Raw genomic sequence first — 26,930 nt, 5'->3', positions numbered from 1 at the left:
GTGACTTTACCGCCAAGATGGCGGCGTTACGGAAGTATATTTTGGCGATTGAAATCGCATCTACACAATCAAAGTCCGCCTACGCGGACTAAAGCAATTGAGGTATTTTCCTCAAAGATTTAATCTTCCAACTGTCGCGCTGACACCTCAACTGCTGTAACATCAATCGTACCGGGAGGTGTCATTCGTTTAAAATGTCCCTCTTCAATTTTAAGCGGTTCGCCGCAATTAGGACATTGGCACTGAGTTTGATTTAAAGCCGGAAATTCATAACTACAGACTGGACAGGAATCTTGAATTAAGTTCCGGTTTAACCACCAACGAAGACCGAAAAATGCGATCGCAGGTGCTATCAATAATAAACTGATTAAAATTAAAATCGACTTCACTACCCAGCCTAGACCAATTGACCCTAACAACCAGGCGATTCCCAGGATTATAAGCCAATTGCTAATACCAGAGAGATTGAGGGAAATTTTGGAACTGCCTTGGTTCACGGTTGTCTCCTTTGATATCCTTGCAGAGGGGATACTTCTATCCTACTCACAAATCCAGAAGTTGTTTAACTTGCTGGAGGAAGGTATCCGTACCGAAAGCGGCTAGGGTTTCCTCCCTCAACCAGTTGCAATCGCACCTTTTATCCTCCCCCATCAGCATTTCTATGCAAGCCACCGCCACCGCCTCTGCATCTCGGTGGGGAACTCGCCAACCTAGCATACCATCTTGCAGGGGATCGGTAGAACCATCTGCATCACCAGCTAATACAGGAATGCCACAAGCGATCGCTTCTAAGTACACAATACCAAATCCTTCCTGAGACGGCATCACATAGGCATCAGCAACGCGGTAGTGTTCTACTAACTCTTCTGTGGGGACAAAACCCGCAAATATCACTCTGTCAGCAACACCTAAATCTGCTGCTAATTTAGCTAACCGAGGTCGATCGTCTCCCCGTCCAATTACCAGATATTTGACATTTTGAAATGTTTGTGCTATCAATGGCAAAGCGCGAATTGTTACATCAACGCCTTTGTAAATATCACCAGACCACAATCGCGCTACGGTCATCAACACCTTTGCATCAGCAAGATTATACCGTTCAATTAAGTGTTGTGGCTTCGGGCCAGGAGTGAAGATATTTCCATCTACGGTACAAGGCAATAGCTGGAATTTTTGGGGGTCGAGGTTGTTGGTTTCGCAGGCGCGATCGCGCGTATATCTGCTAATTGTCCAAATTGTATCAGCTTCTCTGAGTGCTTTTTGATATTTGTCCGGTAGCGGTTCCCAGATTTCTTTACCGTAGGTAATAATAGTATAGGGAATCTTTAAACTTTGGCATATAGCTTGAATTAACGGTGCTAGTTTAATATGACCGCAGAAAACCCGTTTAGGTCGTTCTTTGATTAAACAGATTAGTAATTTTGTCGCAAATCTAATTCTACCTAACCAAGCAGGATTAGTTTTGAGATAATAAAAACTTAGTATTTTTGATAGATAAGGATTTTGGCATTCAGGAGAATCTCGCAGCAGCAATATTTTTGCTTTTGCTGTCGAGTCTCCCTGTGTTGCCAATTGGTAAGCTTTTAGAATATCTTTAATGTAAGATTGAATGCCACCTTCAGTGGCAAATATTTCTAGGAAGCAGAAGACATAATTAGTAGTTTTGTCAAGGTTATAATTCAAGTGTGTAAGCAATAACGATACTCAGGTAAAAACTTCTCATATAAAATTATACCAATTTTATTTAAATAGGAATAGATGCAATTTGGTTAACCCACTCTTCTGCACTTGATGCTTCCCAAATCAAAATTAATGCTTCAATCGCTGAATTGACAGCTAAATTCTGTGAAACAATCAATATTCCTGGGCTAGTATTAGTCATAATAAATTCAGCAAAGTGTATAGGCATAGTCTTGCGGTCATGGGAAACAATAATTCTGCTTTCTCGTGCTGCTACTGCCAATACTTCTCTATCATCTAAGCCTTCTAAACCTGCTAAAGAGGCTGTTTGAAAATCTATATTTGGCTGGCGTAGTACCGTTCCTGTGACAATGCTTTGATTGAGGTCTGCATCTGCTTGAAACCTGATTTTCATATCTCAGATTGCCTTTTCGCTTGAGATTCCACTAGCTTTTGATACAGCAGCGGATTTTTTTTGCGAAATGATTGCCGCACTTCCTCAAACTCAGCTTCGCCTTCTTTTAGGTAACTATCAATCGCCTCTCGATTTCCCAGATAAAATGCGATCGCACCATAAACTTGCTCAATAGTTAACAGAGGAAAATTTTCGACAATCTCTTCAGGTGGCGTACCTATTAGGAACTGATAAACCACAGAATCTAGTGAAATCCGACTGCCTACAATCCTATAGCTACCTTCATACTGCTCGACATATTGCTTATTTAAAACTGGTACTACTGCCACTCAATAAATCCTCCATTTTTAACTTTTAATTTTTAATCTGATTCACGCTCAACAGTTGTCATTGGTAGGTTCCATGTCTCTTTAGCTTAACAAATACTAAATTTTTAATCTTTAATTTTTAATTATTTAACGCCCGTCAAGATTTCCCAACAGCACATCAGCACATCTAGGAAACTCCACGAGCGTCAAATTAAGCAAACTTCAGTCTTAGAACAAACCGAGAGTTAGAGATGTGTCAATTGGGAACGTAGCACCAACACCCAACCAAATTGTCACCGCAGTTCCAAATAGGAAAACAGCAGTTGCAACAGGACGGCGGAAAGGATTTTGGAACTTATTCACATTCTCGATGAAGGGAACCAACATCAGGGCCAAAGGAATAGCACCCATGATCGCAATTCCTAACAACTTGTTAGGAAGAATGCGAAGGATTTGGAATACTGGCCACAAATACCACTCAGGTAAAATTTCCAAAGGAGTAGCAAAAGGATCTGCTGGTTCGCCCACCAGAGCGGGATCTAGCACTGCCAAACCCACACAGAGAGCAAATGTCCCAATAATTACCACAGGGAAAATATAGAGCAAGTCATTGGGCCAAGCGGGTTCGCCATAATAGTTGTGGCCCATGCCCTTAGCAAGTTTAGCGCGGAGAGCTGGATCGCTCAGATCCGGTTTTTTGATGGTTGCCATAGTTAAGAGTGTTCTCCTTTTGGTTGTTGGCTCTAACGCAATTATTAATGTTGAATTTTGAATTTTTAACTCAAAATTCTAGGCGGGCACAGAGGCACCGCCTTACAACTAAAAACTTACAATGGGCCAGAAATTCCTTGCTTGCGGATCATCAAGAAGTGAGCCAGCATAAAGACTGCAATTAGCCAAGGCAAGACAAAAGTATGCAGGCTGTAGTAGCGAGTCAAAGTTCCTTGGCCGACGCTAGTACCACCGCGTAGCAACTCAACAATCAAAGAGCCGACAAACGGGATAGCTTCTGGTACGCCAGAGACAATTTTCACTGCCCAGTAACCAACCTGATCCCAAGGCAAAGAGTAGCCAGTCACGCCGAAAGAAACAGTGATGACAGCCAAAATTACCCCAGTCACCCAGGTTAATTCGCGGGGCTTTTTAAAGCCACCAGTGAGGTAAACTCGGAAGATATGCAAAATCATCATCAGCACCATCATGCTGGCAGACCAGCGGTGGATGGAGCGGATTAGCCAACCAAAGCTAACCTCAGTCATCAGGTATTGCACTGATGAAAAAGCTTCTGCTACGGTTGGATGGTAATAAAAGGTCATTGCAAATCCAGTGGCAAACTGGATTAGAAAGCACACAAGAGTGATACCGCCCAAACAATAGAAAATATTGACGTGGGGGGGGACATACTTGGTTGTAACGTCGTCGGCGATCGCCTGAATTTCCAGGCGTTCATCAAACCATTTGAATGTTTTTGAGTCGGTGATCTGCTTAGAAAACATGAAGCAAGAATTCCTAAAAATCGATTGCTGTATGTGGAATTTTACCCTCAGCGGCTATGAGGGAGATTTAGAGGGAGATCGACTATCCCCTAGACTGTGATCGGGGTGACAGTTTTGTAACTACCACTTTCGCTGTATTTGTATTGTATCGCTAATGTAAGTTTACGATTCATCATTACTGCTCTCATTTTTGCCGACTTTTCCTACCCTAGGCCCCTTAGCTAGGATGGGGATCGCAGGCGTTTAGGGGAGCTTTATGTTCACTGTAAGGTATACAGGAGGCATAAGGCAGAAGGCAGGAGGCATAAGGCAATGGATCGTGTCCTAACCGCCAAGGCGGTTTCTATAATTTAAGGCAGGTATCTATGTACAGACAAGTTTTTGGTATTGCAGTTTTACTAATTATCCAGCTTGTGGCGGTGTTGGGTTGCTGGAGTTCCCCGGCCTTGGCCCTGAGTGAGGAACAGCAGATTTTAAACGAAGCTTGGCGAATCGTCAACCGCTCTTATGTAGATGACACTTTTAACCATAAAAACTGGTGGAGTATTCGCGAGCAGGCAATTAAAGAACCTCTGAAAAGTCGGGATGCGACTTATGGCGCGATTCAGAAGATGTTGGCGGTTCTAGACGATCCCTTTACTCGGCTGCTGAAACCGGAGCAGTACCGCAGTTTGCAGGTGAATACTTCTGGGGAATTGACGGGAGTGGGGTTGCAAATTGGACTCGATCCGCAGACGGGGGTGTTGACTGTGGTGGCTCCTCTGGCTGATTCTCCGGCAGATAAGGCGGGTTTGCTGCCGCGCGATCGCATTCTCAAAATTGATGGTACTGCTACCTCTGAGCTCACGCTAGACGAGGCTGCAACAAGAATGCGCGGTGCGGCGGGGACTTCTGTGACCCTTAGTATTGCCAGGGATGGTAGCGAAGCAACTGAGGAAATTCAGCTTGTGCGCGATCGCATTGCCCTTAACCCAGTTTATGCTGAGTTGCGCTCTACCCAAGGAAGTCTCCCAGTTGGCTACATCCGCCTCGCTCAATTCAGTGCTAACGCTGTCCCTGAACTCACCAAAGCCGTACAGAATTTAGAGCAGCAAGGGGCTGACGGTTACATCCTTGATTTGCGGAACAATCCCGGCGGATTGTTACAATCTGGGATTGAAACTGCCCGTCTGTGGCTGGATGCCGGCACAATCGTCTATACCGTCAACCGCCAAGGTATTATTGGCAGTTTTGAAGCTTCTGGAGAACCCTTAACTCGCGATCCCCTGGTAGTGTTGGTGAATCAGGGGACTGCTAGCGCTAGTGAAATTCTTGCTGGGGCGCTTCAGGACAACGGTAGAGCTAAGTTAGTGGGTGAAAAGACCTTTGGTAAGGGTTTAATTCAGTCACTTTTTAACTTATCTGACGGTTCTGGGCTGGCTGTCACGGTGGCTAAATACGAGACACCGAAACATACTGATATTAATAAACTCGGTATTATGCCAGACAAAATAGTTGCCTTAGAAGCAACTGGGGGCGATCGCATTGGTACTGAAACTGACCCACAATATCAAGCAGCATTAGCAATCTTGAACGATCGAACCGTAATGGCAGGAGCAGTTAAAGCTAATTAAGAATTATAGAACTTTAATTCTAGCCCCTAGCCTAAGCGCCCCTAGCTATTCATTCCCGTCGGTTGAACCCTTTTCCACCCAAACCACAGGGCGTTGCTGAGCATCAACCCGATTAGTTTGCTCTTGCATAATACTTTTAGCTTGCGCTGGGTCAAAATTGCGATTGAAATCGGTTCGCACCCGATCGACTCGCCCTTGAGTCAGCTTAACTTCGCCTTGAATTTCCCGCAACTTTTCTTGTACGGAGCGGTGGTAGGGTAAAATCTGTACCAGAGCAGAAGCCGCACATACTGAGAGTACGAGGTTAGTGGCTAACTTAGCAACGGTTTCAATCGCGATCGCTTGGTGGGGATTGCTTCGCTTACTGCGCGTCTTTGTGCTCTGAAGACGGCGATCGCTTTTTTCTGGTTGCACAGGAGGGATAGCAGGTTGAATTGCTTGCATAATCTTGGGATACCTTAACTCAGTTTGAGGTGTTGCCAAGTCTGGGAAAGTCAAGGCAAGGTGCACGTTGCCCTTATTTTTCAGGCTGATGGCTGCTGAAATTTTATAGAAATTAAGTGATACACAGGACAGAAAATAAAAATTAAATAGCCTGACCCGACAGTTGCACTTAACTCATACCAGACAATTTACTCTATACCGAGCGATTATTATCCGGGAAGCTGAGCGCGTCAACTGTCGAGACAGGCAAAGGTAGCCTTTCTAGCGGGTACGGTTCTACTTGTAGAGTTCCGTTGCCAGCCGGAAGGCCATAATTCCCGGAATCAAGGCGACCACTAGGGCAACGAAGACTTGGGTATCAGTTAGAGACATATTGGTAAAACTCCTTACTCACGGGGTTGAGCTTTAACCAATTTCAGGCAAATCGAGCGTTTTTGGAATAACTTGTTACATTTATTGATAAAATGACTGGGTTGGGTTAAGCTAAATTTAAGGTGGCACTTAAATCTACAGAGTAGATAAATTGCCCTGAATGCTTGGTGGACAAATAATTTAGGTGCAAAAAATTATTAATGCTAGATCAGTTTCTGGACGCTTACCCGAATTTTGGAATTGATGCCTTTTTCTTGTTAGTCATTTTAGTGACCTTGGAAGCAGTGCTCTCAGCAGATAACGCGATCGCGCTAGCATCTATCTCCAGAGGGATCGCAGATAGCAAGTTACAGACTCAAGCTCTTAACTTCGGTTTAGCGATCGCTTTTGTGCTGCGGATAATTCTAATTTTGACTGCTACTTGGGTAATCAAATTCTGGGAGTTTGAACTACTGGGAGCGCTTTACCTACTATGGTTAGTTTATCAGCACTTTATGTCCGCCACAGACGAGGAAGGAGAACATCAAGAACCACGATTTGCGAATCTCTGGCAAGCAATTCCGGTAATTGCGCTGACCGATTTGGCGTTTTCTTTGGATAGCGTCACCACTGCGATCGCGATTTCTGATGAAACTTGGCTTGTGCTTACGGGTGCGACTATTGGAATTATTGCACTACGTTTTATGGCAGGTTTATTCATCCGCTGGCTCGAAGAGTTCGTTCACCTGGAAAATGCTGGTTACATTACAGTCGGTTTTGTAGGAATACGGCTGTTGCTCAAAGTAATTAATGATAGTTTAGTGCCGCCACAATGGTTGGTAGTTGTTACAATTGCCCTAGTGTTTTTGTGGGGATTTTCGGAACGCACGATCGTGGAATCAACCGAAGGTGAAGCATCCGCAGAAATTGAAGGCAAACAGCAAGAGATATTACTTCAAGCTCAGGAACAAGAAGCCCAGAAATCTGAAATTTAAAATATTTTCAGCCTCTATATAAACCAAGTCCGGCGGTTGAAACCGCGTCTACACAAACCAAGTCCGGCGGTTGAAACCGCGTCTACACAAACCAAGAGTCCGGCGGTTGAAACCGCGTCTACACAAACCAAGTCCGCCTACGCGGACTATAGAATTTCAACCCGCGCAGGCGGGTTTTGTCTGTGTAGACGCGATTTCAATCGCCCAATAATCACCCTATTTGCCCACTAATCACTCAACTATCCAGGGAGTTAAAGAAGGTTTCCAGCTCACTAATTCCTCATCTTTGAACCAGAGCTTAATTTCCCGCTGAGCAGTTTCTATCGCATCAGAACCGTGAATGATGTTCCGACCAACATTAACAGCAAAATCGCCACGAATCGTACCCGGTTCGGAAGTTAGCGGATTCGTTGCACCAATCATTTTTCTAGCGGATGCAACCACGCCGTCGCCTTCCCAAACCATCGCCACTACAGGGCTAGAAATGATAAACTCTACCAATCCCGGAAAAAATGGTCTTTCCCGGTGGACATCATAATGAGCTTCAGCCAGTTCGCGGCTAACTAACATTAACTTCAAACCAACGAGGGTAAAGCCTTTAGCTTCAAAACGGCCGATGATTTCGCCGACGATTCCCCGCTGTACGCCATCGGGTTTAATGGCTAAGAATGTACGTTCCAAAATTAACTCCTAGAATTGCATTAACTAATACAAAACTTAGATTACCGCAGAAAGCCTCTCACTTCACTGCACAGCTAATGGCTAACTGCAATCAGCTTATACCATAAAAATTGCTAAGTCTATGTAAAGCCTTATTAAAGATAGTCTTATTTCTATACAACCCAATTTTTAATGACAATTTTGTGATAAAGAGTTATAAATATGGGGTGTTACCCTTCAGGGGTGTTCGTCAGGTGCGAGGGGCTAGCACCCTTATGCTATAAACCGGAGAAAAGGTTATGCCTGAGTTATTGCAGTGTATGGAATGCGGTGCCCAATTAAGTTCTGACGCTGATGAATGTCTCCATTGCCATACAGAATATCCTCGCGGGGTAGTATGTCTAGGTTGTTTTGAAACTCTTAAACAATCTGAAGCAGTTAAATATGAAACTCATAGCACACATTCTACTAAATATTTTCATGCTAATTGCTATCATCAAGTGATGAAGCCTCTCATATTAGATACAAGCTCTTCTAGAGGAAGTTTTGAGCCTTCTAGTAGTGGAAAATTCTACAATCAAAAAACTCTAAATACGCTAGTGAAAGCTGATGCTAAAAGAGCTAAAAAAGAAAAGAGAAGAAATCGCTCTGAACGCCTGAAAAGAATGGTCAGCAAAGTTTTGACTATCTTGTTATTAGTAATTGTTGAATTTATCTTTTGGGCAATAATTCTGAATCTAATGTTTGGAGAAATTGGGCTAGCAATTGCATTTATAGTTACGGTTATTCTGACTCTAATAATTATGAAAGAAATGTAAGATAGAGTTGTTTGTAATTATAGTTGTAATTGGTTATTAATGCTTGATGGCAGTTAACAATCAACAACCAACAATCAATATTTAAAGTGATATGAAATACTGCCTTCTTTTTTAACTTCACAAGTAGCATTGAAAGCTTCAGCTTGTTGATTCAAATATTCCTGAGCTTCCTCAGCGGATAGCTGTGTTTCCATCGCAAAACGAACAAGAGTAATTTCTCCGCTACCTTCTTGAATCAGCCGATATAAAATCTCTTGCAGGCGATGGCGCTCTTGTTTCTTTTGAATCCCTTTCTGTTTCCAAGCAGCAAATAACGGAATTAAACCTCCACTGACTGCTAAACCAATAATTAAACCAGTTCCCAAAGTAATAGGAACAATAGGATTAGAACCCGGATAAGCGATAATTTGTGGAGCTTGAGAAACTGCTAAACTACTGCTTATTTCTTTCTCTGCTGCTTTTGCATCGGCTAAAGCACTCTGGGTTTTATCATAAATTCCTTGCTGAAGTTTGACTTGTTCTTCAAGACGCGATCGCTCTCGCTCATCGCCTTGATAAAATTGGTCTAGGTTTTGTTCAGCTTGTTTCAACTCTTTCGTTACTTCTTCTAAACGCTGATTAATAGATTGATTAATTAATTGCCATTTATCTAAATTAATTAGGCGGCTTTTTTCTACTATTGCCTTCATCAGCACGTCTGCTGTTGTCAGTGTTTGTTGGCGATCTTCTGCTCGATATTCAACTGTAATCTCTAGGGGTTTTTCCGGTTCGGAAACTTTGACACTAGCATTTTGGCGGACTTGCTGCGGTTCAATTTTGGCTGCATCTGCCACTGCTTTTACTACATTATCCGCTAGCAAATCATCGGCAGTTAATTTCTCACCTTGCTTGAGAATTGCACCGCCGATAGTGGAAAATTTTACAGGTGGAGTGTTAGTAATTAAAGCACCTTCAGCGGTATATCCAGGCGGCGGAGCTAGACAGTAAGCAGTTATGCTAGCAGCAGTTATAATTGTTGCAAAAGTAATTAAGGCAATGCCTTTGTATTGGTTTAAAATTGTGAAATAAGTAGTTTTAGGAGTTTTTTTCATGGATAGATATTGATAATATTAACCGCAGATGCACGCAAATAAATGCAGATAATTTAGCCTAGTATATTTGTATTTTGATTGAAAAATTCTAGATAGAAGACCATATTGGTTTTATTCTATATATATCTTTCACTAATAACTAATAGCTAATCACCCACCGCAATTAGCCATTAGCAATTAGCCATTAGCAATTAGCCATTAGCCATTAACTATTAACTATTAAACTTTACAAGCCTATTGGCAAAATCAGCCCCTCACGAGCCATAACTGCCTTCGGGAAAACGTGCTGGACTTCCTCACCTATCCTGTCCAAAACCTCATCACTATGAGCCGGATCGTGATGAAAAATCACCACTCGTTTTACCCTTGCCGCCTGAGCCATTTTCACAGCTTCCTGCCAAGTTGAGTGTCCCCAACCCACTTTTGGAGACTTGGGATTGTGATACTCTTCATCTGTGTACATGGCATCATAAATTAGCACATCAGCATCAAGGGCTAACTCATACACATTTTCATCTAAACGATCGGGAAAATGTTCAGTATCCGAACAATAAACAACGGATTTGCCTCTCCAAGTAATCCTATATCCCATTGCGGTATTTGGGTGATTGAGGCTACCCGTTCTAATTTCAATATCATCAAGCATCATTGTCTCGTGGCGCTTGAGTTCATAGAACCTTAAATCAGCCTGTATTCCCTGCAAAGGTACTGGCGAATTCGGGTGCAAAACTCGTTCAATAAAATGCCTTTTCATCGACTCGCTATCCGCCGGAATCGCCCCATAAATGTGAAAGCAATTGCCGGGAATAAAAGCTGGAGCAAATAGAGGAAATCCTTGGATATGATCCCAGTGATAGTGAGTAAAGAACATATAAGCTTCTACTGGCATTTCTTGCTGCAACTGTTCTCCCAGCATCCGCAAGCCAGTACCACCATCAAAGATGAGGCGTTTTCCTCCGATTCGCATTTCTAGACAAGAGGTATTGCCACCGTAACGGACGGTATCTTTTCCGGGGGTGGGAATACTACCTCGGACACCCCAGAACTGGACAACAAAATCGTCTATCCTTTCAATTGGTTCGGACGGGTGAGGGAAATCCAGGGGATTTGCCGCGACTGAGGAAGGGCTCATTTCCATTTTAAACTTCAGGCTTCAAGGTTCCACATTGTCCATGATGGCGCAGGAGATGGTCGCACAACACTAAAGCAACCATTGCTTCTACCATAGGCACGGCTCTTGGCAAAACGCAAGGGTCGTGTCTTCCTTTTGCCGCCAGCAAGGTTTCTTCACCGCTGCTGGTGACTGTACGTTGTTCTTGACGAATTGTAGCAGTTGGTTTAAATGCTACTCGCAATATAATATTTTCACCGTTGCTAATTCCACCCTGAATTCCGCCGGAGCGATTAGTCGCTGTGCGGATTGCACCCTGTTCATCAGTATAGTATTCATCGTTATGCTCGCTGCCTGTCAGGAGTGTTCCTGCAAAACCGGAGCCGATTTCAAAGCCTTTGCTGGCGGGCAAAGACATGACCGCTTTGGCAAGGTCTGCTTCTAGTTTATCGAATACGGGCATCCCTAGACCTTTGGGGACGTTCCTAGCGGCGCATTCGACCACGCCGCCGATGGAATCCCCATTATGGCGTACTTTTTCGATTAGTTCTATCATCCGTTCGGCACATTCTGTGTCGGGAGTGCGGACGATGTTGCTTTCTACTTGTTCTAGGGTGACGGTATTGGGGTCAACTAAACTTTCTATGTCTTTAATGCGTTTGACGTAGCCGATGATTTCTACGCCAGCAAATTGTTTGAGAATTTTTTTAGCGATCGCACCTGCTGCTACTCGGCCGATGGTTTCCCTCGCTGAAGACCGTCCGCCACCCTGCCAATTTCTGATACCATATTTAGCGTCATAGGTCGCATCGGCATGGGATGGGCGGTATTTGGTCGCCATTTCGTCGTAATCTTGGGAGCGGGTATCTTGGTTCCGCACTAAGATCGCGATCGGCGTTCCTAAAGTTTTGCCTTCAAACAGCCCAGATAAAATCTCGCAGGTATCGGCTTCTTTCCGAGGTGTAGTAATTTTACTCTGACCAGGGCGACGGCGATCGAGTTCAAATTGAATCTCAGCGGCGCTAATTTCCAGTCGGGGCGGGCAACCGTCAATTACGACCCCCACACCGCCGCCGTGAGATTCGCCAAAAGTTGTAATCCGAAATAGATGACCGAAAGTGTTGCCCATTATGCGATCGCTAAAATTCTAAAAAAATTTAATCTCTGATTCAATACTCTTTCTTATTTTCGATTTTAACACTGGCAGCAGCTAAAGTCGCGCCCGGAGCCCAACTCCTATCCGCACAAAGCAGCATAGACAGTAAACGACTTTTAGTCGTCCGGGTCGCTAAGCGAGCCTGTGCGATCGCGCTTTAATCTTCGTGTTCTTCAAAGGGATCTCTCAATTCTTTAGAAGGTGGGCCAAAAGAAGTGTAGATTGAGAAGCCAGCTATAGCTACAAGGCATAAGCCCAGAGAAATGCTAAGAACTGTTGCAGGTTCCATAAGATAAAAAAAATTATGAGTGCTATCCCCCTATAATATTACAAAACATTAAATATTTCTGTAGAGATTCATCACAGGTGACTTATGGCACAACGCACTTTGTTGGGAGATATACTCAAACCCCTAAACTCTGAATACGGTAAGGTGGCTCCTGGTTGGGGTACAACCCTACTGATGTCAGTATTTATGGGGCTGTTTTTCGTCTTTTTGCTAATTATTCTGCAAATCTACAACTCCTCACTGATCCTTGAGAATCTGAATGTCGATTGGTCAAGTCTAGGAAGTTAAGATTGGTTAGTGGTTAGTGGTTAGTAGGAAAGCGTGGAAGTGGGAGAGAGGGAGATGAGGAAGATGGGGAAGATGGGAAGTATGGGGAAGATCGGGAAGATGAGGAAGATTGAGAGATGGGGGAGATGAGGAAGTTAAATCTTCCCAGTCTCCCAGTCTCCCCCGCTCCCAGTCTCCCCCTCTCCCAGTCTCCCCCTCTCCCCCTCTCCCTCGCTCCCCCGCTCCCCCACTCCCCCGCTCCCCCTCCCCCAATTTAAAGACATCGTAGGAGATAGAGAGTGAATATTTTTGGCATTGGTCTACCGGAGATGGGCGTAATTTTGGTAGTAGCCCTTTTGATATTCGGCCCGAAGAAGTTGCCAGAAATCGGTCGTAGTATGGGAAAAGCCCTTCGCGGATTTCAGGACGCTTCGCGAGATTTTGAATCAGAGTTTAAGCGAGAAGCACAGCAGCTAGAGGAGGCGGTAACGACTACGAAGCCTGAAGCTGAAAAAGTGTCCGCAACTCCCAAAGAAGATATAACTGGCAGTTAAGCACTAGATCATGAATGAGGCTACATCGCCAGCGGTTTTGGTAATTCCCCAGTTAATCGTTGGTTTGGGGAATCCAGAACCTAAATATAACCACACCCGGCACAATATCGGTTTTGCCGCCGTTGATGCTTTAGCAAATTCTTGGCAAATATCCCTTTCAGCAAATCGCAAGTTTCAGGCTGAGTTTGGAGAGGGTATGGGGCCGCAAAGGGATAAAATTCGCTTGCTGAAGCCACTGACTTACATGAACTTGTCGGGTCAGGCAATTCGCGCTGCTATAGATTGGTACAAGCTACCGCCAGAGTCGGTGCTTGCGGTTTACGATGATATGGATTTGCCTGTGGGAAGGTTGCGGCTGCGGCTTTCGGGTTCTGCGGGGGGTCATAATGGTATGAAGTCTGCGATCGCACATCTCGGTACTGACAAATTCCCCCGCTTACGAATTGGCATTGGTAAACCCCAATCCTCCAGCCACGACAAAGAAACTATCTCTCATGTTTTAGGCAAATTTTCCGCAGAAGAAAGCCAGTTAATGGATAAGGTGCTTAAACTGGTAGTAGAAGCAGTAGAAGTGAGTCAAAAGCAGGGGGTAGAAAAAGCTATGAGTCTTTATAACAGTCGCACGGTTGCAGAAACAATAGGGTGAGTTCGAGATTACCTGAAACGACTGCTTATGTCCGAGTCACTCGCCAGTCTTGGCAACAAGGCACTATTGAAGGCGAGGTAAGTGCTGGTGCTTTTGAGTGGCAGTTTCAATGGCGTTTTCGGGAGGAGAAAACTTTGGTAATTGAGCCCTCTCAAGGTCGTGCTTTAATTCAGGAACCGTTGAATCGTTTTCTGGAAAAATGGGATTATCAGTTGGAACCTGGGGGGGATTATTCGTTTACTATTCGGGCTCAGTTTTAGGTTTATAATTTTGTTTGGGTTGGTAAGTCTTGAGCTTGTTAAAGATGATTATAGGGTGCGTCAGTTGCGAAGTGTTTTCTCTGTCTAGAAGGATAAATTTCAATAATTTGGAGTCAAAAAATGAATGATAATACTTTTGAATTACAGAAAATAGATGTACGAGCATCAGAAGTAATAGACAAGTGCTTCTACTGCGGCGAGTTTCTTCCTGCTAGAACAAAAGAGCATATATTTAATTCGTGTTGGGGTGGCTTATACAAAACACGCGAACTGATATGCGACAAATGCAACAACAAATTTTCCAGTATTGATGGTGTATTTGTTAAGTACATAAAATTTATTATGAATGCCTGGGCTTTCAAAGGAGAGCGTCAACAGAAAGTCCCAGAAATTGAGGCAAATGAAAACTATATCCTGGAGGCAGGAGCTAAGCCCAAGCTTAAAAATCCTGAACTTGAAATTACACCTCAAGCTGAGGGATCTTCCCTAATCCATTTGAGAGCTAGCTCTAAAACAGAAGCTCGTCGATACTTGTTAGATGGTCAGTTAGAAGCAAAATTAGGAAGACAATTTACAGATGAAGAGCGCGAAATTATCAAGCAGGAGGTAAAGGAGGCTCAGAAGAAACGCCTTGATGTAGGAATCTTGACCGTCAAATATAGCCTAAATTTTCAGGATGAGTATCGTTCAATCGCACATACGCTCTTAAAATGTCTGGCGCTGTATACGCCAGAGGTTGTTTGTGATAGTCGAACACAACCTATTCGGGATTTTGCACAGTATAACCAAGGCAATTGGGAAGATTTTGCTGTTGTGGTCGATCAATTTGCTGTTGTGGTCGATCAAGAAGATTCGCTTCTAGTAACAGACGTAGAAGAGAAATTATATGGTGTCCACTTTAATGCGGCTAATATTTATTGGTGCGGAGCGCTACAGAAAATAATCGGGGTGGTAAAAATTCTAGGTCGCATTCAACGAGCTGTTGTTATTGCTGAAGGCTACTATGGACCCGATGCTCTTCTTGTTGTTATTGAAGACACAGAAGTAGGGAGACAGTTTCATCCTTACTTTAAACAATTTGACGCTCTGGCTCCAGATGTACCTTTAGTACAGATTCAATATGCTCCACCTACAATTGATATGCTCGTACAAGAGTTTGAACAGATTGTACAGTCTTCTGTATCTCATGATGCCTTTCTTCATAAGCTGGAAGATATTGTCCAAAAAACAAGAGAGTTAAGTGAACAAGCTCTTCTGGAATGCAGAAATTGCTTTCTCGATTTTGTCATGTATGAGGCTAAGTCTATTGGAATTTCTGTAGAGCGATTAGAGGTAGAAGCAAAGCTGGAAGAGCATGGATTTGCAGATTTGGCGCAACACCACATAGGTAAAACCTATCAAGATATCACGGTTTGCTCTATTCTCAACACAGCTTTTACTAAAACTTTGGATTATTTTTTAAAGTTGGAATCAACAGGGAGGAGCTAGTTGTCTGCGATCGCTTTATAATCATAATTAGTCTAATCTACTCGATACTATGACTTATTTCTTAACCGCCGCCTTGTATAAATTCGTTGAACTCTCAGATTTTGCCGAACTGAGAGAGCCAATATTTGCCTGCTGCAACGAAAACCAGGTCAAAGGCACTATCTTACTAGCCAAAGAAGGCATTAATGGCACGATTGCTGGCCCACCAGAAGGCGTATATGCCGTGCTAGAATACCTGCGTCGCGATCCGCGCTTAGCTGATTTGACTCACAAGGAATCTTTCTCACAAAAACCACCATTTTACCGGATGAAAGTACGCTTAAAACGTGAAATCGTGACGATGGGTGTACCAGATATTAATCCAACTCAAATGGCTGGCAAATATGTCAAACCTGACGAATGGAATCAATTACTTGACGATCCCGATGTTGTTGTAGTTGATGTACGTAATGATTATGAAGTAGCCATCGGGACTTTTAAAGGTGCGATTAATCCTAACACCAAAAGTTTCTCGGAATTACCGGAATGGGTACAGCAGGAAGCGGCATTGCGCGATAAACCCAAAGTAGCAATGTTTTGCACAGGAGGTATTCGCTGTGAGAAATCTACGGCTTTTTTACGCAGTCAAGGTTTTAATGAAGTCTATCACTTAGAAGGTGGGATTTTAAAATATTTGGAAACAGTACCAGAATCAGAAAGTCGTTGGGAAGGCGAATGTTTTGTCTTTGATGAGCGAGTTTCTGTTGGTCATGGTTTAAAGCCTGGTGCTTATGAACTTTGTCGCGCTTGTCGTCAGCCAATTAGTCAGGAAGATAAGGCTTCAGAATTATTCGTTTTGGGTGTAAGTTGTCCCCATTGCTATGACTCAAAAACCCCAGAAAGAAAAAAAGCTTTTTCTGAACGTCAACGTCAAATTGAGCTTGCTAAGAGTCGTAAACAAGTACATATTGGTGTCAGCTATGATGTTAAGGAGAAATCAAATCAATAATTATGAATGATTGAACAAAATCAAGGTATGTAGTTGCGCTTCAGCGCTCTTTCATATCCGAAGAGCGCTGAAGCGCAACTACATACCTTAATCCTTCTTCGTTCTTCCTTCGCCTATGTCAATAACTTACCCAATTTTGTATTCTTTCCGTCGCTGTCCATTTGCTATGCGGGCACGTTTGGCATTGATTGTCAGCAATCAGTTGTGTGAGTTACGGGAAGTTGTCTTGCGTGATAAACCACAGGAAATGTTGAAGGTATCTCCTAAAGGTACGGTGCCGATATTGATTGATATTGATGGGCGGATACTGGATGAAAGTATTGATATCATGTTGTGGGCATTAGCACAATACGATCCTGAAAAATGGTTAATGCCAGAACAAGGTTCTGTTGCAGAAATGCTGGAACTTATCGCTCAATTTGATAACGGGTTTAAATATCATCTTGACCGTTATAAGTACCCCAATCGTTATGAAGGAATTGATGCAGAAGTTCAGCGCACTGAAGGGGGTTTATATTTAGAGAAATTGAATGTAAAGTTAAGGAAGAAAAAATATTTATTTGGTAATCGTGTGACCTTGGCAGATATGGCGATCGCGCCTTTTGTTCGTCAATTTGCCGATACCGATCGCGATTGGTTCAATACACAGCCTTGGTTGCAGCTACAAGCTTGGTTATCAGAGTTTATAGATTCAGAAATTTATACTCAGGTGATGAAAAAATACCCAAAATGGGAACCTGGCAATGTAGCTGTTATGTTTCCTCATTAAGAGGTAAGATATTTCTGAATAAAGCTCAAATTGTAGAACTGAGACTTAAATCCAATGGAATCCGAAAATAATATTGCTATTGAACATCAAAACGTTCCCGTTGCTCATCAAGGGTTGCACAGTTTTTTGTATAGTTCTGATGATGAGCATACTTCCGTTACCCCATCTATTGCGTTAGATAATGACGTGGCTGAGGTAATCCCGGTGGACGATTGGCGATCGCTCACTAATCAGGTTAAAGTGGCTGGAGTATATGCCGTTTTAGACTGCGATCGCCAAACTCAATACATTGGTTACTCGCGGGATGTACGCCAGTCTCTAGAGGGACACATTGCCCAAAACGGAACTGAAATCTGTACTTTTATTAGAGTTCAGACGTTTAAATTCCCTAAACGTCAGGAAATGGAAGCTTTGCGCGATGAGTGGATTGCTGAGCTGGATTACATTCCACCGGGAAATCAACAACCACAGGGAAATTGGGCGAGCACAGTGGGTGAGGCCGCTAGAAGTACGATGTCAGAAAGCGATCGCAATAACTACGAAGAGAAAAAGCTCAAATTACGCAAAGCAATGGCTGATAGCACTCTGATTGATGAATTAGAGAAGAGCGATCGACAGGATAGCGCAATGGCTGAGCGTCATCAAAAATTAGAAGCAGCAGTTAAAAATGATGATTGGAGTAGGGTGATTAATTCTTAAAAGGTCAGACCATATTGGCTTAAATACCGCCTTTATTCTTTAGTCCGCGTAGGCGGACTTCGTTTATGTAGTAGCGATTTCAATCGCCGAACGATCGAGGGATATAGCTTAGCTTACGGATAATTCTGGACTCTAGAAAGTTTGCACATCCAAAACGCGATCGCACCCAAAAATAACAACCCCATCAAACCAGCCAACGGATTGCGGTCAACACCCGTAATCCAACCAGGAACAGAGCCAGAATACTGCACTAATTGCCCCACATTAATAATATAATAGCTCCAGATCAAACCTGCATGAAAACCTATTGGCAAACCAAGGCGATTTTGGTGCGATCGCTTCGCCCAAACCAAAATTAAACCCAACAACAGCAAACCTGGAAACTGAGGCCAAGTCCGCAACATTTCCGACAGCGGCTTCAAAAAATGGGATAACCCAAATATCACAGCATCCAGCCAAAGCGACACCTTCAAACTGTAGTCACGCTGCAACTCATCCAATAACCAACCTCGGAATACCAACTCCTCAGCAAAACCTACTCCCAGAGCCGTCGCCAACCCCTCTAAAATCAATTTAATTCCACTCTCCGACTCCCCCCACGTCAGCCAACCCAACAGCCCTTCAAAGCCAAATAAACCGAAGGTAAGCAAAGCACCAATTCCAAAACCTCCGAGTACATCTAAGCCATTTTGCCGCGTTCCCACCAAACCATAACTTTTGACCAGGTAAGGCTGTCGATAAACCCGATTTCCCCACCATCCCACTAGCAATAGAAACTCTCCAAATAGCAACCCCATAGTCAGAATAGTTGCCAAATTACTATCCTTAACCAGCAGATAAATCGGTGCAGCTAGCGGTAGCCATATCAAAAGTAAACTAACAAGAAAAACCCCTAACCTTAAAGGGACAGGGTAACGAGAAATATTAGAATAAATTGCCATTAGTCAATAATTATAATAGGAATTACGCTCACATTACCGCTGTCATCTTGGCGGTAAAAATACCGCCAAGATGGCGGCGTTACGTCAACTGAATTGGTAGAAGACCAATCTTACTCATCTGGTTCAATTGTACTGATTAGTCCGTGATTGTTCAGCGTTTCACTATAGAATTCAGCGTGTTCCTGAGCACAGACAATCACTACTGCGAGTCCATTAGTGTGAGCTTCCATCATAATATTCACAGCCTGCGGCTGAGTCAGACTCGGCACCGTGTGCATCAAAGTTTGCACCACATACTCCATAGAATTGAAGTCATCATTGTGAAGCAAAACCCTATAGCGCGGTGCGATTTTGCGGACTGTTGAACTCTTTTCAATAGTCTCGACAGACACTACCCTATCTCCTTCCGTAAGTTATCTAGATTCGTCAAGTGCTCTAAACGGTGCGGGAGCATTTTACTTTAACATAGTTTAATCAACTATTAAAATCCCGACAAGGTGAAACCCTAGGGCCGCCGTCCCGGCGGTTTAGGATAGCGCTGGGACGGCGACGTTACGCCAGAAGTACCTAAATCCTGTAGGAGAGAGGTCATAACTTTACTGCACCTAACAACAAACCGCTATATTAGGATTGAGAGAGTCCCTGCCTAATCTCTAGAATTTGCGATCGTGCCGTTTATGAAACGTAAACCGAAATCTCCCACCAGTAGAACCGGCCCCGGCGAACCGTGGGACGATCTAGAATCTGAAGTCCCGACATCGCGCAGCGGCGCTTCCCGGCGTTCAGCCGCCTCTGGTAAATCTCTGATCAATTACACATCTTTAGGGATTTTAGCAGCAGTCTTTATTTTGGGCATTGGCATCGGTATTGCCTTTAGTTCCACCGCGACAATTAGCCCGGAAAACGTAGCTTCCCGCGAATTTATCGATCGCAGTGCCCCTAACCCCGAACTTTGCGTTCAGTTTGGAGCCAGTGCGATGGTAACAGATATGCGGGTTTACGTCACCCTCAACCCTTTTAATGTCTACATCTCTCAACCATCGATGACACCAGGATGCGTCCTGCGAACGAATAACTGGGCTATTTTGGAGCAAAGAAGGCTGATTACTCAAGACCAAGTACGTGATTGTAAAAACCGCATGAACACCTTTGGTTTCACAGGTACTTTGGAGAGTAAACCTGACATTAATTGTATCTATCAGAATAGCAGTGCCAAAAATCTATTCCTGAATCCACCTGGAGCAATTAATAGTGGCCCTGATACTCAAAATTTCTAGTTAATAGTTAACTGTTAACTGTTAGCAACCACCTTGGTAATTATCCGTAACGCCGCCTTCTAGGCGGTGAGGATACCGCCTAGAAGGCGGCGTTACGTGAAGTTATCAAAAAATATAACTTGCTCTGTTCATCTTAGCGGTGGCGATCGCTAAAAACCTAACTTTTCCAAGACAGGGCGAGTCGAAACAACGTGCCGATCGAGTCCCAGTTTTTCCGGCTGAACCCCTAAAGCTAGAGCAACTAATTGAGGTAAATGTAAGACTGGTAAACCCAATTTGCGATCGACTACCTTTTCAACTTCTGGCTGACGGGAATCTAGATTAAGATGACATAAAGGACAAGGAGTTACTATACAATCTGCACCTTTGTCAATAGCTTCTTGAATATGCGAGCCAGCCATCTTAAAAGATTGATCTGTAGCATAGCTGGAAAGCGGCCAACCACAGCACTGAGTCCGCCCTCTGTAATAGATAGGTGTCGCCCCAACCGCCCGGAACACATTTTCCATAGATTCTGGCTGAAACGGGTCATCATAAGGATTGTGGGTTTGAGCTCGCAGTAAGTAGCAGCCATAAAACGCCGCGCAGTTTAAACCAGAAAGCTTGCGGGTAACTCGATTTTGAATTTCCTCTAGGCCGTAATCTGCAACTAGGGCCCACAGCAGATGTTTAACTTCGGTACTACCTTGATAAGGAGAACAGCCTTCTTTTTTTAGCAAACCGTTAATCTGACCAAGGTAAGCCGGGTCTGTTTGCTGAGATTCCTTCAATCGTTCATCCACATGACCGATTACCCCTTGACAAGTGCTGCAATGTGTGAGTAAAGGCAAGTTAAGTTCTTCTGCCAAAGCAATATTGCGGGCATTAACAGTATCTTCCAGTAATTGCGAATCTTCTTTAAAAGTGCCGGAACCACAGCAAGAGGCTTTTTTGAGTTCCAATAGTTCAATCCCCAGAGCTTGAGTCAGCGCTTGGGTAGACTGGTAAAGCTCTCGGCACGCGCCTTGGGCTACGCAACCGGGGAAGTAAGCATATTTAAGATTTGGGGATGGCATGGTTATGGGGGAGATGGGGAGCAGAGGGGCGGGGGAGATGGGGGAGATGGGGAAGATGGGGGAGATGGGGAAGATGGGTAAGAGAGTCAATTTCCGTCTTCCCTCTCCCCCGCTCCCCCGCTCCCCTGCTCCCCATCTCCCCATCCTCTAGCCTACCACCTATGGCGGATGCCGAATGTCCCAAGGTTGCCTTAGTGTCAGTTAGAAAACTGGCAAGGGTTTTTTTTTAAGATCCCCGTTTCGGATAAGATTAAATACGCGGCATCCAACGAGGACACCATCTATGAGTCAAGACGACATTTTTGTTAAAGTTAAGAAAATTGTGGCAGAGCAACTTGAAGTCGATCCGAGCGAAGTCAAGCCCGAATCCAACTTTGCTAACGATTTAGGAGCGGATTCCTTAGATACAGTAGAGCTGGTTATGGCATTAGAGGAAGAGTTCGATATCGAAATTCCAGACGAAGCCGCAGAAGGTATTGCTACGGTTCAAGCCGCTGTAGATTTCATCAATAGTAAAGTTGCAGCACCAAAAGCTTAAGATCGGCACCTTTCCCCTCGCTTTTGGGAGGGGGGAAGGAGGATTGAAAACTCTTCTTTTGTTCTGCGTTCTCGGTGTTTAATTTCTTGAAATCGAAATCATGGCAAATTTTGAGCGTAAGCGCGTTGTTGTAACGGGTCTCGGCGCGATTACACCGATTGGCAATACCTTATCCGAGTATTGGGAAGGGCTGCTTGCCGGGAAGAATGGCATCGGCCCGATTACTTTTTTTGATGCGTCGCGGCATGACTGTCGCATTGCAGGGGAAGTGAAGGGTTATGACCCTCATGACTATTTGGAACGCAAGGAGGCAAAGCGGATGGATCGCTTTGCTCAGTTTGCGGTGTCGGCTAGCAAACAGGCGATCGCAGATGCAAGTTTTGAGATTAATGACCTGAACGCAGAACAAGTGGGTGCGATCATCGGGACGGGTATTGGTGGTCTGAAGGTTTTGGAAGACCAACAAGAAATCTATCTCAATCGCGGCCCTGACAGGTGTAGTCCGTTTATGATTCCGATGATGATTGCGAATATGGCAGCGGGCCTGACGGCGATTCATACGGGGGCTAAGGGGCCTAATTCTTGTACGGTGACGGCTTGTGCTGCGGGGTCGAATGCGATCGGTGATGCCTTTCGGATGGTGCAGCGGGGTTATGCCCAAGCGATGATCTGTGGGGGTACGGAGGCGGCGGTAACGCCTTTGTGTGTGGCGGGTTTTGCGGCGGCGAAGGCGCTTTCTAAGCGCAATGACGATCCTGCTCATGCTTGCCGACCGTTTGACCGCGATCGCGATGGTTTTATTGTTGGCGAAGGTGCTGGCATTCTAATTATAGAAGAGCTGGAATACGCCTTGAGTCGTGGAGCTAAGATTTACGCGGAAATCGTCGGTTATGGTTCCACCTGCGATGCCTATCACATGACTTCTCCCGTACCAGGCGGGGAGGGGGCTGCAAGGGCGATGTCTTTAGCGCTTAAGGATGCTGAGATTACGCCGGAAATGGTGAGCTATATTAATGCTCACGGTACGAGTACGCTGCCTAATGATTCTACGGAAACTAAGGCGATTAAGAAGGCTTTGGGGGAAAGTGCTTATCAGGTGGCGATTAGTTCTACTAAGTCGATGACTGGCCATCTTTTGGGTGGTTCTGGAGGCATTGAGGCGGTGGCGACGGTAATGGCAATTAATAATGACAAGGTTCCCCCGACTATTAATTTGGAAAATCCCGATGATGAGTGCGATCTGGATTATATTCCCAATCACAGCCGCGATCTGAAAGTAGATGTGGCGCTGTCTAATTCTTTTGGATTTGGGGGTCACAATGTGACTTTAGCTTTCAAGAAGTTTGTTCAGTGATGAATCAGGATTTTATTTAATCGGACTGTAAGGCAGGCATTTTGTCTGCCTTTCTTTTTATAGCAACTTTCTTGATGATTATCCCTCTTTTGGTACAGACCAAGAGCGAACTTCACCCAGAGTCACAGGAATTCTGTCGCTAACATCAACCGTAAACCGATAAACCTTCTTAGCTCTATGGTCATTTTCTTGATCGAAAAATTTTAATATCACATCCCAACAATCGCTATTAATCCGACAAAATGGGCTTTTTTCTAGTTCAATAGTATCGAGTTGCATCCCTCTAGAAATAGCTTCAGCGAAGCTCGAAGCCGCTTGAAAAGCGTTAGTAACGGAAAAGTTCAACGCTCGATCTTTAGAAGTTTGTCCTAAATTTTGGAACTCAAAATAAACTTTATTGACGAAGCTAGTGAGAGCTTGTCGCATTGTAATTTCATCGGCTTGCGGGGCTTGGGGAGCCACGCTTTGCAAAGCTGCTTCGACTAAATTGTTAACTTTCCAACCGTACATTCCTCTTGTATTGATTAAGGTAATTACCGGAACTTCTTGTCCCGAAAATAGCTGCACGGTTTTATCGGTGGTTTTGGCAGGAATGCTGACTCGCTCGACAAAATCATCGCTGTCTTCCGGTTCAATTTGTCCGGCTAACATCATAATTAATGTTTCGTAGACATCCGCAGCAAAACCCTGTCTTGGTTCTAAGGCATAAATGGGTTTAAGTTCTTGATTGAGCGTCCAAATTAAAGCTTTGGCTTCACTAGGGTTTTGTGACAGATAATCAACCATTTGACTGGCATCATAAGGATTAGGGGGAATTACTGTACCATCAATTTCGATTGCGGGCATTAGTTGTTTAAAGGTGTCGCGTCTGGCTTCACTACCAAAGTCGTAACCGATGGTTCCCAAGGCGTAGACGAGTTTTGAGGCGGCGCTGGGGGTAATGCCTTCGGCTGGTTCACTGGGGATGAGGGTGGCAACTGTTGTGTTGGATGGTTGGAGTGTGCCAGAGTCCGCCAGGGAATCAATTCCGTAGTTCATAGCAGAAGCCTGTTCAAACGGACTGTTAATTGAGGCTTCAACAGAGGGAATTTCTGGACGATTACTAGCATTAATACTGGAAGTCAGCGGACTTTTAATGGGGTTTTCAGTCCTCTTTAAAAGACTTTCGCTATTAGCCTGGATACCGATTTTTGGGTGCGCTTGAACTGAGGTTAACTCTTTTCCAGTTAGTAACTGATAAGCGCCGAGAATGTTTAATTTCCCTCTTAAACAGCGTTCCGGTTCTTCTATTTCTTCCGGGTCACAAGAAATGCTACTATTTAAAATAGCTTGACGCACAGCTTCAGCATTGGGTTTTTCCCCGCGTTGCAGTTGCAGACTTAGAAAAACTGCTGATAGACCTGTGATGATGGGAGCCGCACAACTCGTACCTTGACTAAGTTTGGTTTCTTCAGTTGTAGGTTGTGCGCCAAGAATGTTTTCTCCGGGAGCTAAAATTCCGTCATACTGATAATTACCGCCCCAGTTGCTGTAGTTGGCAGGTTTTCCATTGTCTTTCATCATCCCGACACCCAAAACACCGGGTAAAATGGCGGGAATGCACCAACATTCACCTTTATTGTTACCTGTAGGGGCAATAATAAGAATATTGTTATCCTGGCAGTTTTTCACTGCTCTAGCTAACAAGTCATGGGCAATACCTGTTTGCGTTGCACAGCAAGCTGCACAATGGATGACATTGGCTCCCAGTTTCATTGCTAATTCAAATGCGCGGGTAAGATTAATTGGAGAGATAAACTCACCATTGTCGCCAGTAGTGTTAATAGGAATATTGATAGCGCGACAGCGAGGGGCAATTCCGGGAACGGGTGAGCCGTGTTGACCGATAATGGTACTGATGATGTGAGTAGCGTGAAAGTTTCCTTTTAGGCGATTGAGAATTGCTTCGGGGACGGCAGCTTGTAGTTTTTTGGCTTTGGCTTCGCCTTTTTCACCACTCTTTTCAATCTCTAGAAAAGCCTCGTAATATTCTAGAGCAATAGGTTCTGGGGTTTCGTGCCAGTAAGGGAAAACTTTGCTGATGTTTGCCCCTTGGAAACAAGAGCGCTCTAGGTCAGCGTTACCATCAAGAATAACAATGGTAATTTCAGGGTCGCCTTTTGTATGCGCCCAAAGGTCATAAAGTCCAGGCAACTTATCTGCATTGTTCATCGGAGCAACTGATGGGGTTATAAAATTCGCTGGTACGTTGTTGCGCTTTAGCGCCTGCTCTGATGGATTTATAGAATTAGCAATTGGTGATTGGGAAACGGAAAAGTCTTGACTTGTAGGGGCGGGTTTAGCAGACAATTCTGTAATGGCAGCAGAAGAATTAACAACAAAACCCGCCTTTGCAGAGTTTTTTTGTTCCCCCGCTCCCTCACTTCCCTGCACTTCTACTTTCCGGGAAATTGAACCGAGCATAAATTCCCCGACGGCTGATTCTTCGTAGTAATCCAGTCCGGTAATTTGTGCAAACTTATCGCTATTTCCTGCACCTAACGCGCAAGGGGCGAGGTTCATGCTGGTGGCAACTAGGTACAGGTTTTCATACAACACCCCAACGTGCTTTAATACTAAGGCATAAGCTAAGGATTTATATTTACAGAAAAGTCTGCCAAACCGAGCGGTAATAATTAGTAAAACTTGGGGGGTGTCTTGTTCGCCGCTAGATAAACGAGCATCCGCAATTAAGGCGGCTACTTCTGGATTGTAGTCGGCAATTTGCTCTAATTGATGGTTGAGGGGGTCATAATGATACAATCCGGCATCTAATCCTTCACACTGTTGGACAACGGGATAAATTTCCAGTTCGTATCTCGCACCACCACATGGATAAGGACGGCGACTGACTTCGCCTACTTCTTCCATTTGATAAACTTCTGTTACTCTGGCGCAGCGATAGAGTAGTTCGCCTAATTGTTCGATGGTAATGGGATAATCGTCATATTCCCGAATGGATTGCCTGGTTTCTATTGCTTGGGTTAAGGAACTATCGGTTTGGGCTAATAATTCTAGGTTGGGACGGAAAAGAGGAATGATTTTCTCGCTCATGGGAGGTTTTACTGTTGGGAATAATTCCCGTTGTTCCCAATGTTCGATTGATGCTGTTTGATAATCGTGTCTGCCGTCACGACTGCGACTGTGAAACAGCAAGTTGTGAAATTCCCATAATTCTAATTTTAAGGGTTCGGGTTCTATTGATAAGAATTTAGTGGCTAATAATAGATAAATAAATTTTTGAATTGTTTCGGTTTCAATATGGGGAAAGGCTACACTAATAGTTGTTAAGTTTTGGGATTGGGATAATAAGCTGATGATGGCGCTGGCTTGGCTATCGAATAGGGTAATTCTAAATTTGGAGAGGGGTGATTCTAACACCATTTTGCCGCCGAGTTGATGCAGGTAGGCAAAACGGGAGAGGGTAAGGGTTGTGTGTTGCCAATCTATTTCCGGGTAATCAAGTGTTGCCACTTCTACTATTGGGATGGCTGTGGCTAAGGGTAAGACTGAATATTCAGGAAAACTTGATGGTGCGATTTGTGGCAGGGAAGGATTCAATTGTTCTTTCACCACTTTTCCCTTTGACTCGATTTCAAGTTGTTTCAGTTTTTTCTTGTCCATTTTA

General features: G+C 44.2%; 31 protein-coding genes. 14 read left to right on the top strand and 17 right to left on the bottom strand.

Annotated elements, in window-relative coordinates; translation table 11 throughout:
- Positions 1 to 119: 119 nt before the first annotated feature.
- The 6 genes from PY364_RS01595 to PY364_RS01570 all read right to left on the bottom strand — a co-directional run bounded on the left by PY364_RS01595 (position 120) and on the right by PY364_RS01570 (position 3,899).
- Positions 120 to 497, bottom strand: a complete 378-nt coding sequence (locus PY364_RS01595) for a hypothetical protein (protein ID WP_275519865.1) — start codon at positions 495 to 497, stop codon at positions 120 to 122.
- 46 nt (positions 498 to 543) lie between these two features.
- Complete coding sequence (locus PY364_RS01590; RefSeq protein ID WP_275519863.1) at positions 544 to 1,695, bottom strand: glycosyltransferase; 1,152 nt, start codon at positions 1,693 to 1,695, stop codon at positions 544 to 546.
- A 49-nt stretch (positions 1,696 to 1,744) separates the two neighbouring features.
- A complete protein-coding gene (locus PY364_RS01585; RefSeq protein ID WP_275519861.1) occupies positions 1,745 to 2,095 on the bottom strand; it encodes a DUF5615 family PIN-like protein in 351 nt (116 codons plus the stop codon).
- Positions 2,092 to 2,424, bottom strand: a complete 333-nt coding sequence (locus PY364_RS01580; protein ID WP_275519859.1) for a DUF433 domain-containing protein — start codon at positions 2,422 to 2,424, stop codon at positions 2,092 to 2,094. Before PY364_RS01580 ends, PY364_RS01585 begins: the two co-directional genes overlap by 4 nt.
- A gap of 207 nt (positions 2,425 to 2,631) precedes the next feature.
- Positions 2,632 to 3,114, bottom strand: coding sequence for a cytochrome b6-f complex subunit IV (petD, locus tag PY364_RS01575; RefSeq protein ID WP_275519857.1), 483 nt, complete (start codon positions 3,112 to 3,114; stop codon positions 2,632 to 2,634).
- 116 nt (positions 3,115 to 3,230) lie between these two features.
- On the bottom strand, positions 3,231 to 3,899 hold the full coding sequence (locus PY364_RS01570) for a cytochrome b6 (RefSeq protein ID WP_275519855.1): 669 nt from the start codon (positions 3,897 to 3,899) through the stop codon (positions 3,231 to 3,233).
- A gap of 365 nt (positions 3,900 to 4,264) precedes the next feature.
- On the opposite strand from PY364_RS01570, the gene ctpA reads away from it, so the two are divergent.
- Positions 4,265 to 5,512, top strand: a complete 1,248-nt coding sequence (gene ctpA / locus PY364_RS01565) for a carboxyl-terminal processing protease CtpA (RefSeq protein WP_275519853.1) — start codon at positions 4,265 to 4,267, stop codon at positions 5,510 to 5,512.
- Between the two features lie 45 nt (positions 5,513 to 5,557).
- On the opposite strand, the gene PY364_RS01560 is transcribed toward ctpA, so the two are convergent.
- Both PY364_RS01560 and psaM read right to left on the bottom strand, forming a co-directional pair.
- Complete coding sequence (locus tag PY364_RS01560) at positions 5,558 to 5,956, bottom strand: hypothetical protein (RefSeq protein ID WP_275519851.1); 399 nt, start codon at positions 5,954 to 5,956, stop codon at positions 5,558 to 5,560.
- Between the two features lie 276 nt (positions 5,957 to 6,232).
- Positions 6,233 to 6,328 (bottom strand): photosystem I reaction center subunit XII, encoded by a 96-nt coding sequence (gene psaM, locus PY364_RS01555; RefSeq protein ID WP_019487414.1) that lies wholly within the window; start codon positions 6,326 to 6,328, stop codon positions 6,233 to 6,235.
- Between the two features lie 200 nt (positions 6,329 to 6,528).
- Here psaM and PY364_RS01550 point away from each other — a divergent pair, with 200 nt between their 5' ends.
- The gene (locus PY364_RS01550) at positions 6,529 to 7,302 is read left to right on the top strand and encodes a hypothetical protein (RefSeq protein WP_275519849.1); all 774 of its coding nucleotides are present in this window, start codon (positions 6,529 to 6,531) and stop codon (positions 7,300 to 7,302) included.
- 231 nt (positions 7,303 to 7,533) lie between these two features.
- Here the strand turns inward: PY364_RS01550 and ndk are convergent, their stop codons facing one another.
- Positions 7,534 to 7,983, bottom strand: coding sequence for a nucleoside-diphosphate kinase (gene ndk / locus PY364_RS01545; RefSeq protein ID WP_275519847.1), 450 nt, complete (start codon positions 7,981 to 7,983; stop codon positions 7,534 to 7,536).
- A gap of 278 nt (positions 7,984 to 8,261) precedes the next feature.
- Between ndk and PY364_RS01540 the strand changes: the two genes are divergently transcribed.
- Positions 8,262 to 8,780, top strand: a complete 519-nt coding sequence (locus tag PY364_RS01540) for a hypothetical protein (RefSeq protein ID WP_275519845.1) — start codon at positions 8,262 to 8,264, stop codon at positions 8,778 to 8,780.
- A gap of 74 nt (positions 8,781 to 8,854) precedes the next feature.
- On the opposite strand, the gene PY364_RS01535 is transcribed toward PY364_RS01540, so the two are convergent.
- The 4 genes from PY364_RS01535 to psbN all read right to left on the bottom strand — a co-directional run bounded on the left by PY364_RS01535 (position 8,855) and on the right by psbN (position 12,427).
- Entirely contained in the window at positions 8,855 to 9,871 is a 1,017-nt protein-coding gene (locus PY364_RS01535; RefSeq protein ID WP_275519843.1) for a hypothetical protein, read from the bottom strand.
- A gap of 226 nt (positions 9,872 to 10,097) precedes the next feature.
- On the bottom strand, positions 10,098 to 11,009 hold the full coding sequence (locus PY364_RS01530) for an MBL fold metallo-hydrolase (protein WP_275519841.1): 912 nt from the start codon (positions 11,007 to 11,009) through the stop codon (positions 10,098 to 10,100).
- Between the two features lies 1 nt (position 11,010).
- Positions 11,011 to 12,111 (bottom strand): chorismate synthase, encoded by a 1,101-nt coding sequence (gene aroC / locus PY364_RS01525; RefSeq protein ID WP_275519839.1) that lies wholly within the window; start codon positions 12,109 to 12,111, stop codon positions 11,011 to 11,013.
- Positions 12,112 to 12,295: 184 nt separating this feature from the next.
- Positions 12,296 to 12,427, bottom strand: coding sequence for a photosystem II reaction center protein PsbN (gene psbN / locus PY364_RS01520; RefSeq protein ID WP_039961802.1), 132 nt, complete (start codon positions 12,425 to 12,427; stop codon positions 12,296 to 12,298).
- A gap of 84 nt (positions 12,428 to 12,511) precedes the next feature.
- Between psbN and psbH the strand changes: the two genes are divergently transcribed.
- The 8 genes from psbH to PY364_RS01480 all read left to right on the top strand — a co-directional run bounded on the left by psbH (position 12,512) and on the right by PY364_RS01480 (position 18,098).
- Positions 12,512 to 12,715 carry a photosystem II reaction center protein PsbH gene (gene psbH / locus PY364_RS01515; protein WP_007354004.1) on the top strand — a complete coding sequence of 68 codons (204 nt, stop codon included), beginning with the start codon at positions 12,512 to 12,514 and terminating at the stop codon, positions 12,713 to 12,715.
- A 278-nt stretch (positions 12,716 to 12,993) separates the two neighbouring features.
- Positions 12,994 to 13,248 carry a TatA/E family twin arginine-targeting protein translocase gene (locus PY364_RS01510; RefSeq protein ID WP_275519837.1) on the top strand — a complete coding sequence of 85 codons (255 nt, stop codon included), beginning with the start codon at positions 12,994 to 12,996 and terminating at the stop codon, positions 13,246 to 13,248.
- Positions 13,249 to 13,258: 10 nt separating this feature from the next.
- Positions 13,259 to 13,894, top strand: coding sequence for an aminoacyl-tRNA hydrolase (gene pth / locus PY364_RS01505; RefSeq protein WP_275519835.1), 636 nt, complete (start codon positions 13,259 to 13,261; stop codon positions 13,892 to 13,894).
- On the top strand, positions 13,891 to 14,154 hold the full coding sequence (locus PY364_RS01500; RefSeq protein WP_275519833.1) for a DUF3146 family protein: 264 nt from the start codon (positions 13,891 to 13,893) through the stop codon (positions 14,152 to 14,154). Before pth ends, PY364_RS01500 begins: the two co-directional genes overlap by 4 nt.
- Positions 14,155 to 14,274: 120 nt before the next feature.
- Entirely contained in the window at positions 14,275 to 15,642 is a 1,368-nt protein-coding gene (locus PY364_RS01495) for an HNH endonuclease (RefSeq protein ID WP_275519831.1), read from the top strand.
- Between the two features lie 49 nt (positions 15,643 to 15,691).
- Positions 15,692 to 16,630, top strand: a complete 939-nt coding sequence (locus PY364_RS01490) for a rhodanese-related sulfurtransferase (protein ID WP_275519829.1) — start codon at positions 15,692 to 15,694, stop codon at positions 16,628 to 16,630.
- Positions 16,631 to 16,745: 115 nt separating this feature from the next.
- Positions 16,746 to 17,399 carry a glutathione S-transferase gene (locus PY364_RS01485; protein ID WP_275519827.1) on the top strand — a complete coding sequence of 218 codons (654 nt, stop codon included), beginning with the start codon at positions 16,746 to 16,748 and terminating at the stop codon, positions 17,397 to 17,399.
- A gap of 54 nt (positions 17,400 to 17,453) precedes the next feature.
- Entirely contained in the window at positions 17,454 to 18,098 is a 645-nt protein-coding gene (locus tag PY364_RS01480) for a GIY-YIG nuclease family protein (RefSeq protein WP_275519825.1), read from the top strand.
- Positions 18,099 to 18,211: 113 nt separating this feature from the next.
- Here the strand turns inward: PY364_RS01480 and PY364_RS01475 are convergent, their stop codons facing one another.
- Positions 18,212 to 19,039 (bottom strand): type II CAAX endopeptidase family protein, encoded by an 828-nt coding sequence (locus PY364_RS01475; RefSeq protein ID WP_275519823.1) that lies wholly within the window; start codon positions 19,037 to 19,039, stop codon positions 18,212 to 18,214.
- Between the two features lie 110 nt (positions 19,040 to 19,149).
- Complete coding sequence (gene clpS, locus PY364_RS01470) at positions 19,150 to 19,431, bottom strand: ATP-dependent Clp protease adapter ClpS (RefSeq protein WP_275519821.1); 282 nt, start codon at positions 19,429 to 19,431, stop codon at positions 19,150 to 19,152.
- A 285-nt stretch (positions 19,432 to 19,716) separates the two neighbouring features.
- Here clpS and PY364_RS01465 point away from each other — a divergent pair, with 285 nt between their 5' ends.
- Positions 19,717 to 20,316, top strand: coding sequence for a DUF3172 domain-containing protein (locus PY364_RS01465; RefSeq protein WP_275519819.1), 600 nt, complete (start codon positions 19,717 to 19,719; stop codon positions 20,314 to 20,316).
- 149 nt (positions 20,317 to 20,465) lie between these two features.
- On the opposite strand, the gene PY364_RS01460 is transcribed toward PY364_RS01465, so the two are convergent.
- Positions 20,466 to 21,371 carry a CoB--CoM heterodisulfide reductase iron-sulfur subunit B family protein gene (locus PY364_RS01460; protein WP_275519871.1) on the bottom strand — a complete coding sequence of 302 codons (906 nt, stop codon included), beginning with the start codon at positions 21,369 to 21,371 and terminating at the stop codon, positions 20,466 to 20,468.
- A gap of 283 nt (positions 21,372 to 21,654) precedes the next feature.
- Here PY364_RS01460 and acpP point away from each other — a divergent pair, with 283 nt between their 5' ends.
- Positions 21,655 to 21,909: an acyl carrier protein gene (acpP, locus tag PY364_RS01455; RefSeq protein ID WP_275519816.1), complete on the top strand. Its 255-nt coding sequence runs from the start codon at positions 21,655 to 21,657 to the stop codon at positions 21,907 to 21,909.
- Between the two features lie 100 nt (positions 21,910 to 22,009).
- Entirely contained in the window at positions 22,010 to 23,263 is a 1,254-nt protein-coding gene (gene fabF / locus PY364_RS01450) for a beta-ketoacyl-ACP synthase II (protein ID WP_275519814.1), read from the top strand.
- A gap of 78 nt (positions 23,264 to 23,341) precedes the next feature.
- Here fabF and PY364_RS01445 read toward each other — a convergent pair whose 3' ends face one another.
- Positions 23,342 to 26,926 carry a PatA/PatG family cyanobactin maturation protease gene (locus PY364_RS01445; protein ID WP_275519813.1) on the bottom strand — a complete coding sequence of 1,195 codons (3,585 nt, stop codon included), beginning with the start codon at positions 26,924 to 26,926 and terminating at the stop codon, positions 23,342 to 23,344.
- Positions 26,927 to 26,930: the final 4 nt, after the last annotated feature.

The organism is Kamptonema sp. UHCC 0994 (assembly GCF_029167235.1).
In the GTDB taxonomy this organism is placed as follows: Bacteria; Cyanobacteriota; Cyanobacteriia; order Cyanobacteriales; family Microcoleaceae; genus Kamptonema.
Note: the sequence above shows the minus strand (reverse complement) of the source record. Positions and strands in the feature narration are given on the sequence as shown.

Bases quoted from the DNA above. Each gene is read 5' to 3' on its own strand.
- fabF (WP_275519814.1), top strand. From the start codon at position 22,010: ATGGCAAATTTTGAGCGTAAGCGCGTTGTTGTAACGGGTCTCGGCGCG.
- pth (WP_275519835.1), top strand. From the start codon at position 13,259: ATGAATGAGGCTACATCGCCAGCGGTTTTGGTAATTCCCCAGTTAATC.
- PY364_RS01475 (WP_275519823.1), bottom strand. From the start codon at position 19,039: ATGGCAATTTATTCTAATATTTCTCGTTACCCTGTCCCTTTAAGGTTA.
- PY364_RS01570 (WP_275519855.1), bottom strand. From the start codon at position 3,899: ATGTTTTCTAAGCAGATCACCGACTCAAAAACATTCAAATGGTTTGAT.
- PY364_RS01530 (WP_275519841.1), bottom strand. From the start codon at position 11,009: ATGGAAATGAGCCCTTCCTCAGTCGCGGCAAATCCCCTGGATTTCCCT.
- PY364_RS01550 (WP_275519849.1), top strand. From the start codon at position 6,529: ATGCTAGATCAGTTTCTGGACGCTTACCCGAATTTTGGAATTGATGCC.
- PY364_RS01490 (WP_275519829.1), top strand. From the start codon at position 15,692: ATGACTTATTTCTTAACCGCCGCCTTGTATAAATTCGTTGAACTCTCA.
- psbN (WP_039961802.1), bottom strand. From the start codon at position 12,427: ATGGAACCTGCAACAGTTCTTAGCATTTCTCTGGGCTTATGCCTTGTA.
- psaM (WP_019487414.1), bottom strand. From the start codon at position 6,328: ATGTCTCTAACTGATACCCAAGTCTTCGTTGCCCTAGTGGTCGCCTTG.
- PY364_RS01485 (WP_275519827.1), top strand. From the start codon at position 16,746: ATGTCAATAACTTACCCAATTTTGTATTCTTTCCGTCGCTGTCCATTT.
- PY364_RS01535 (WP_275519843.1), bottom strand. From the start codon at position 9,871: ATGAAAAAAACTCCTAAAACTACTTATTTCACAATTTTAAACCAATAC.
- PY364_RS01560 (WP_275519851.1), bottom strand. From the start codon at position 5,956: ATGCAAGCAATTCAACCTGCTATCCCTCCTGTGCAACCAGAAAAAAGC.
- PY364_RS01585 (WP_275519861.1), bottom strand. From the start codon at position 2,095: ATGAAAATCAGGTTTCAAGCAGATGCAGACCTCAATCAAAGCATTGTC.
- acpP (WP_275519816.1), top strand. From the start codon at position 21,655: ATGAGTCAAGACGACATTTTTGTTAAAGTTAAGAAAATTGTGGCAGAG.
- PY364_RS01465 (WP_275519819.1), top strand. From the start codon at position 19,717: ATGAAACGTAAACCGAAATCTCCCACCAGTAGAACCGGCCCCGGCGAA.
- PY364_RS01445 (WP_275519813.1), bottom strand. From the start codon at position 26,926: ATGGACAAGAAAAAACTGAAACAACTTGAAATCGAGTCAAAGGGAAAA.
- PY364_RS01480 (WP_275519825.1), top strand. From the start codon at position 17,454: ATGGAATCCGAAAATAATATTGCTATTGAACATCAAAACGTTCCCGTT.
- aroC (WP_275519839.1), bottom strand. From the start codon at position 12,111: ATGGGCAACACTTTCGGTCATCTATTTCGGATTACAACTTTTGGCGAA.
- psbH (WP_007354004.1), top strand. From the start codon at position 12,512: ATGGCACAACGCACTTTGTTGGGAGATATACTCAAACCCCTAAACTCT.
- petD (WP_275519857.1), bottom strand. From the start codon at position 3,114: ATGGCAACCATCAAAAAACCGGATCTGAGCGATCCAGCTCTCCGCGCT.
- PY364_RS01460 (WP_275519871.1), bottom strand. From the start codon at position 21,371: ATGCCATCCCCAAATCTTAAATATGCTTACTTCCCCGGTTGCGTAGCC.
- ctpA (WP_275519853.1), top strand. From the start codon at position 4,265: ATGTACAGACAAGTTTTTGGTATTGCAGTTTTACTAATTATCCAGCTT.
- PY364_RS01540 (WP_275519845.1), top strand. From the start codon at position 8,262: ATGCCTGAGTTATTGCAGTGTATGGAATGCGGTGCCCAATTAAGTTCT.
- PY364_RS01495 (WP_275519831.1), top strand. From the start codon at position 14,275: ATGAATGATAATACTTTTGAATTACAGAAAATAGATGTACGAGCATCA.